The 3,422-nt window shown below is 66.1% G+C and carries 3 protein-coding genes; 2 read left to right on the forward strand and 1 reads right to left on the reverse strand.

The features are described from left to right. The coding region (locus tag EN742_RS28600) for a carboxypeptidase M32 (protein WP_128333550.1) at nucleotides 1–1,192 on the forward strand (1,192 nt) is incomplete at its 5' end. A gap of 153 nt (nucleotides 1,193–1,345) precedes the next feature. Here the strand turns inward: EN742_RS28600 and EN742_RS28605 are convergent. Then, a complete protein-coding gene (locus EN742_RS28605; RefSeq protein ID WP_127420903.1) occupies nucleotides 1,346–3,148 on the reverse strand; it encodes an ABC transporter transmembrane domain-containing protein in 1,803 nt (600 codons plus the stop codon). Nucleotides 3,149–3,353: 205 nt separating this feature from the next. On the opposite strand from EN742_RS28605, the gene EN742_RS28610 reads away from it, so the two are divergent. Beyond that, the coding region (locus EN742_RS28610) for a 50S ribosomal protein L31 (protein WP_189375655.1) at nucleotides 3,354–3,422 on the forward strand (69 nt) is incomplete at its 3' end.

Below are 3,422 nucleotides of genomic sequence, written 5' to 3' on the forward strand. Positions count from 1 at the left end.
GCGGCAGACGACGGCGCGCATGCGCTCCGAGCAGCTCTGGCGCGACCTGCGCGCCAAAAACGACTGGGCGGGTTTCCAGCCGGCGCTGGAAGGCGTGATCGCCCTGGTGCGCGAGGAAGCGGCCTTGCGCGCCGATGCGCTTGGGCTCGATCCCTATGACGCGCTGATGGAGCAATATGACCCCGGCAACCGCGCCGTCGACATCACGCCGGTCTTCGCGGAGCTGAAGGCCTTCCTCAAGGGCTTCGTGCCGGAGGCGCTGGCGTTGCAGGAGGAGCGGCTGGCGAAGCATCCGCTGAAGCCGCTTTCCGGCAACTATGCGATCGAGCGTCAGCGCGAGCTCGGCCTTGCCATGATGGCGGCGGTCGGTTTCGACCTCACCCATGGCTCGCTGTCGGTGTCGCATCACCCCTTCTGCGGCGGCGTGCCGAGCGACGTGCGCATCACCACCCGCTACAAGACCACCGATTTCCTGTCGGCGCTGATGGGCGTGCTGCACGAGACCGGCCATGCGCTTTACGAGCAGAACCTACCCAAGGCCTGGGCGCACTGGCCGCTTGGCAAGGCGCGCGGCATGGCCGTGCACGAAAGCCAGAGCCTGTTCGTCGAAAAGCAGGTCGGCCGCAATCCGGCCTTCTGGCGCTGGGCCCTGCCGGTGGTCGAGAAGCATCTCGGCGAGACCTGGTCGATCGACGACATCCTGCCGCATGTGCACCGGGTCGAGCGCGGCCTGATCCGCGTCGATGCCGACGAGGTCACCTACCCGCTGCATGTCATCCTGCGCTACGAACTGGAGCAGGAACTCGTCTCGGGACGGCTGGAGGTTGCCGACCTGCCCGAGGCCTGGGACGGCAGGATGCGCAACTATCTCGGCCTGTCGACCCTGGACAATCCAGCCGACGGACCGATGCAGGATGTGCACTGGCCGGGCGCCGCCTTCGGCTATTTCCCGTCCTATACGCTAGGTGCCATGATGGCGGCACAGCAATGGGCGGCGCTGACCCGTGAGCATCCGTCCGCCGACGACGACCTCGCCAGGGGCGACTTCAGCGCCATCAACGCCTGGCGGCGTGAAAGGATCTGGTCGCAGGGGTCGCGCTGGTCGACCCCAGACCTGCTCGAACGCGCCACCGGCGAGAAGCTCAATGCAACGTATTTCACGGAGCATCTGCGCAAGCGCTATGGCAACTGAGCCCGCCTGAAAGCACTGGCTGCCAACGATCTCGCCAAGAACTTTCCGATCAAGGCCGCCGACCTCGGCACCGACCTGCCGACGCCGACCATGGTGGACCGCGCCGGCCCGAACGGCGGCTTGCCGCACTGAACTGAATGAAAACCGAGGCGATTATTCAGCCGCGCCTTTGAAGGCGCTGGCGCCGGTCTCGAACTGCAGCTTGGCCAGCCGCGCATAGATGCCGCCCTTGGCGACCAGGCTCTGATGCGTGCCTTCCTCGACAATGCGGCCGCCTTCCATGACAAGAATCCGGTCGGCCTTCAGCACCGTCGCCAGCCGGTGGGCGATGACGATCGTGGTGCGGCCCTGCATGAGGCGCTCAAGCGCCGTCTGCACCAGCGTCTCGCTTTCGGCGTCGAGCGCCGAGGTCGCCTCGTCGAGCAACAGGATCGGTGCGTCGCGCAGGATGGCGCGGGCTATCGCCACGCGCTGGCGCTGGCCGCCGGACAGCGTCACCCCGCGCTCGCCGACCTGGCTCTCATAGCCCTTGTCCAGCTTGAGGATGAATTCGTCGGCGAGTGCTGCCTTCGCCGCCGCCTCGATCTCAACATCACTGGCGCCAGGCCGGCCGAAGCCGATATTGTCGCGAGCGCTGGCGGCGAAGATGGTGACGTCCTGTGGCACGATGGCGATGCGCTGCCTGATCGCCACCGGATCGGCCTCGCGCAAATCGATGCCGTCGATGACGATGCGGCCGGTCTCGGGGTCGTAGAAGCGCAGGATCAGCGAAAAGACGGTGCTTTTACCCGCGCCGGAAGGGCCGACGATGGCCACCGTCTCACCGGGCTTCACCTGGAAGCTGAGGCCATGCACGGCGGCACGGTCCGGGCGCGCCGGATAGGAGAAGGAGACGTCGTCGAAGCTGATCGCGCCTTTCGCCTTTGCCGGCAGCGGCCGCGGATCGGCGGGCGGCTGGATCGCCGGGCTCTCGGCCAGGATCTCGGTCAGCCGCTCGGCTGCCCCGGCCGCCTGTGCAAGCTCGCCCCAAACTTCCGACAGCGCGCCGAGCGCGCCGGCCGCGAACACCGAATAGAGCAGGAACTGGCCGAGCGTGCCCGGCGACATCGCGCCGGAGAGCACGTCGCGCGAGCCGAACCACAGCACCGCCACCACCGAGGAAAAGATCATGAAGATGGCGAAGAAGGTGAGGAAGGAGCGCGCGAAAACCGAGGCGCGCGCCGCCTCGAACGCGGCCTCCACGGCGCCGGAGAAGCGCCCGGTGACCAGCTTCTCGTTGGTGAAGGCCTGCAGGGTGCGCACAGCGCCGATCTGCTCGCTGGCATAGGCGGTGGCGTCGGCCAGCGTGTCCTGCGCCTGCCGCGACTTGCGCCTGACCGAACGGCCGAAGGCGACCAGTGGCAGCACGATGAGCGGGATGGCAGCGATGACCAGGCCGGACAGTTTCGGGCTGGTGAACACCATCATCGCCACGGCGCCGAGACCGAGGATGACGTTGCGCAGCGCCACCGAGGCGGTGGCGCCGACCGCCGACTTCACCTGCGTGGTGTCGGCGGCAAGACGCGACACGATCTCGCCCGACTGGGCCGTGTCGAAGAAGGCCGGCGACAGCGTCGTAACATGAGCGAAAACGTCGCGGCGGATGTCGGCGACCACCCGCTCGCCGAGGGTGATGACGAAATAATAGCGGCTGGCCGAGGCCGCAGCCAGCAATGCGGCCATCACCACCAGCATGGCGAAATATTCAGCGATGAATTTGGAATCGGAGGCGGAAAAGCCATGGTCGATCATACGGCGCACGGCCATTGGCAAGGCCAGCGTCGTTGCCGCCGCTACGACCAGCGATATGATCGCGCCGATGACCATCTTGCGGTAGCGGAAGATGTAAGGATAAAGGCGTCTCAGAGGGCCGAGCGAGCGTCTGCGCCCGTCTTCCTCGCCACTGATGTTCGCCATGACCGTTTCCTCTGGCCACCTTCGGCTATGCGCTTCGAATATGCGCGTGCCGCGGCCTTGTGATTCAATTCCGGCTGATGTATAGGCTCGCCGACCGTTTTAGAAGCCGCGGCTCCTCAATAGCTGCGGCTTCGAGTTTTAAAAAGGGGCGCATCGACGCAGGCCTTGGGCCCGTCGGCAGCGCCGGTAAGCCAGGAACAGAACCATGAAGACCGATATCCATCCCGACTACCACACCATCAAGGTCGTCATGACCGACGGCACCGAATACCTG

It is taken from the genome of Mesorhizobium sp. M4A.F.Ca.ET.020.02.1.1, from assembly GCF_004022645.1.
Classification (GTDB): domain Bacteria; phylum Pseudomonadota; class Alphaproteobacteria; order Rhizobiales; family Rhizobiaceae; genus Mesorhizobium.